Raw genomic sequence first — 3,458 nt, 5'->3', positions numbered from 1 at the left:
ACACGCATGCGAAGATCGTCACTCAGAGCTTGCGCCATCCTTCATTCCCTTTAACAGGAAGGTTGAATCAGCCCGAGCCGAGTTCGTCACATCACTATCGATTCAACGTTCGACGGAAACGCTCTAGGCACTCCAACGCCGCAATGCGCGGTTCGTAGGCCTCGATCGTATCGGCGGCGGCTGCCTCGTCGTTGAAGGCACCCGCCTCGAGCTTTTGGACTCAGATGCAGATCAGGTTGCGCGACAGATTGTGCCGGCGTGCGAGGCTACGCAGTGTCCCGCCGGCAGGTAATCTGCGCCACTGGGCGCTTGAACTCGATGCTGTGGGATCGATGTCGAACTATGGGCTTTCATCCTTTCGAAGGCTCGCCTTCCCGGCCAGTTGCTCACCGTCACGCTGTCCGCCCCAAGGCGCGGTGACTTGGCTCGTTCACTCTTGGCTATGAGCTTCGGCGGAGCCGAGATAGCTGCGCGATCTGCGACACGCGTGCATCTCAATTTACTTGATAAACCATGCTCTGCGGCACAGGACATTGATGACGCTCCGTGCGATATGACCATATGGCGGAGTCGCTCAGTTCTAAGACTGCCGCATGGCGCACGGTTTTCTAAGGGATCTTCATGGCTGTTCTTGTTACAGGCGGCGCCGGCTACATCGGCTCCCACATGGTTCTGGCCCTTCTCGACAGTGGCCAGGAGCCAATCGTGCTGGACAACCTTTCGACAGGTTTCCGCGGCGCGGTGCCGGATCGCGTCGACTTTTATGAGGGAGACATAAGCGACGAAGGGCTGATCGATGATATCTGCGCAAAGCACTCGATCGACGCAATCATTCATTTTGCAGCAAAGACAGTAGTACCTGAGTCTATTCTGGACCCACTCGGGTATTATCTCAATAACACCGTTAAAGCGCGCGCTTTGATCGATTCGGCCGCGCGAAACAGAATCTGTCATTTCATTTTTTCGTCGACAGCAGCGGTCTATGGCGATGTTCAGACGAACCCTGTCACCGAGAAAGATATACCTGCACCGATGTCACCATATGGCCGCTCGAAGTTGATGACGGAATGGATGCTTGAAGATGTCTCGAAGGCTCATGATCTGAATTACGTCATCTTGCGCTATTTCAACGTCGCGGGGGCCGATCCGCATGGGCGCGCAGGCCAGTCGACCGCTAATGCGACGCATCTGATCAAAGTCGCCTGCCAGGCTGCGCTCGGTATGCGCGCTAGCATAGATGTATATGGCACGGACTATCCGACGCGAGATGGAACATGTGTCCGCGATTACATTCATGTCACCGACCTCGTTCACGCTCATCTAGACGCGCTTGCCTATCTTCGAGCAGGCGGCGCGAACTTAAAGGCGAACTGCGGCTATGGCCGTGGCTTTTCCGTGAGACAGGTCGTTGACATCGTAAAATTGGTCTCGGGAGTCGATTTCGACGTCCGAATCGTCGAACGCCGCCCGGGGGACCCGCCAGCTATCATTGCCTCAAACGAGCGTGTAACTAGCGAGCTTGGCTGGAAACCCCGACATGATGATCTTCAGTTCGTCGTGCAAAGCGCACTCAGCTGGGAGAAGCGTTTGCAAGAGCATGAGATATGAGCATCGAGCTCGCGATATCGACGCAGCCGCCCACCATTTTTGCCATCCCGAGCACAGGACGCGATTCTGGTTTCATGATATTTGTCGGGGCAGCTTCTTCGCCCAGACCGCCGCGAATGTCTTCGAACAGACGAACAGACGAACAGCCGGAGGAAGGGGTTAACATGTCCGACCACGCTACCTATCGTCTCACAAAGCATGCATCGTTATCTGACCTTGTTTCCGAGTATCGCCGTGAAGATGGCCTAATAGATATCGATTTAGGATGTGGATATTACAAACCTGACGGCTTTATCGGGCTTGACAATCTATCTGCGACAGAATCTCAGATAGATACAGGAAGATTACCCGATATAATGATGGATCTAAATGTTGACGATCTCCCATTTGGCGATGGGGTCTGTAACGAAGTTAGATCTTCCCATTTCCTTGAGCATTCGAATTTGTCTCATATTTTTGCGCAGTCTCATCGTGTATTAAAATCAGAGGGTACGTTCAGGTTCACTGTACCTTATGCAAATTCAGCAGAAGGAATGTATCCTGGGCACGCTATATTTCTAACTGAGAAGTGGTTTCAAGAAAATATTCAGTTCAATGAACTATTTAAGATAATTAGCATTACATATACGCCATCGAAAGAGTACGAATGCCTGCCAATTTATATGAAAAAGTTATTTCCGTTCGAGATAGCAAGAGTTCATTTGTTTAATTCTTGTCGAGAAATGACTATGATAACAACTCGCAAAGAGTAAGGAGACGCTACTCGCCTCGCTTTCGTTTGGTCTCTGCATGATTTTATGCGCGACGTGTCGAGGAAGCGGGCTCGATTAGTGGAGCTGGCGGCTCAAGAAGAAGCATTCGACTCGATTAGTCTACGCGCTAGCTGAAGGCAGCGTTCCGCCGGGGGCTGAAAGTCTGGCTTCAGCGTGCCATTCCTCCTTCGCTTGACATCGTTGCGACGGTCTGATTCTGGTCGTATCCAGCGGCATTGAAGTAGCTGGCACGTTCGGTCGGCAAGAAGGGCTCGACGAGGGCGCCGACTACGTCCCCAAAGAGCGTTGATCGAGCCCTCGGTTTTTGGTGCGGAAGCAATCCGCCAATGGCCGTGCGATACGCCCGAGCGCAGTCTCTGGCCGCGAGGGCTGCGGCCGTAGCGCCTTGCCATCTTGGTCGGGGCCCTGGCCTTGCCGATGAAGACGAGGCGTTGCGGATCGAGATTGAGCAGGCTCTCGTGCCAGTCCGGCCGCTGCTTCAGGATGTCGGGGCGTTCCTGCTCCACCGCGTGCGGGGGCCTTTTTCCCAGGTAAGTCCATGGCGGGCGCAGAAGCGCGACAGGGCTTCGATACCGAAGCAATATTCCCGCTCGACCAAATGCGCCTGCAATTCCGCCAGCGTGATGTCATTGCGCTCATCAATCAGCGCGAGGATCTGATCCTTCTGCACTTTGGTCCGCGCCCAGTGCCGGTCGCCGCCGAGCGGCTTCGCTGCCGGACAGCTCCTCTGGCGGTTGCGAGCGCACCAGCGGATCGCGCTCGCCACGCTCACCCCGAACCGATCCGCCGGCCGCCACGACATTCCGCCTGAAATCGCTGCGACGACGCGGTTCGCGAAGATCAAGCGACAAGCTGCGAGCCATCCCTGCCGGCCTCCAATCCGACAGGCAGTTTGATCAGGATCCGCGCAGCTTGGGAATCTTCAACGATTCAGACCGAACGGAAACGCTCTAGAGCGTTTCCGTCGAACGTTGAATCGATAGTGATGTGACGAACTCGGCTCGGGCTGATTCAACCTTCCTGTTAAAGGGAATGAAGGATGGCGCAAGCTCTGAGTGACGATCTTCGCATGCGTGT

3 protein-coding genes are annotated in these 3,458 nt (G+C 54.7%); 2 read left to right on the top strand and 1 reads right to left on the bottom strand.

The window, feature by feature from the left end:
- Window positions 1-621: 621 nt before the first annotated feature.
- Together galE and RKE40_RS29365 are read left to right on the top strand one after the other, a co-directional pair.
- Window positions 622-1,608, top strand: a complete 987-nt coding sequence (gene galE, locus RKE40_RS29370) for a UDP-glucose 4-epimerase GalE (protein ID WP_316021694.1) — start codon at window positions 622-624, stop codon at window positions 1,606-1,608.
- A gap of 164 nt (window positions 1,609-1,772) precedes the next feature.
- Window positions 1,773-2,360 carry a class I SAM-dependent methyltransferase gene (locus tag RKE40_RS29365; RefSeq protein WP_316021693.1) on the top strand — a complete coding sequence of 196 codons (588 nt, stop codon included), beginning with the start codon at window positions 1,773-1,775 and terminating at the stop codon, window positions 2,358-2,360.
- 499 nt (window positions 2,361-2,859) lie between these two features.
- On the opposite strand, the gene RKE40_RS29360 is transcribed toward RKE40_RS29365, so the two are convergent.
- On the bottom strand, window positions 2,860-3,225 hold the full coding sequence (locus RKE40_RS29360) for a COG3415 family protein (RefSeq protein ID WP_316021692.1): 366 nt from the start codon (window positions 3,223-3,225) through the stop codon (window positions 2,860-2,862).
- Window positions 3,226-3,458 lie beyond the last annotated feature (233 nt).

The sequence above is a fragment of the Allobosea rubneri genome, assembly GCF_032464875.1.
Lineage (GTDB): Bacteria > Pseudomonadota > Alphaproteobacteria > Rhizobiales > Beijerinckiaceae > Allobosea > Allobosea rubneri.
The sequence above is the reverse complement of the archived record's forward strand: the minus strand, read 5'-3'. Positions and strand labels throughout refer to the sequence as shown.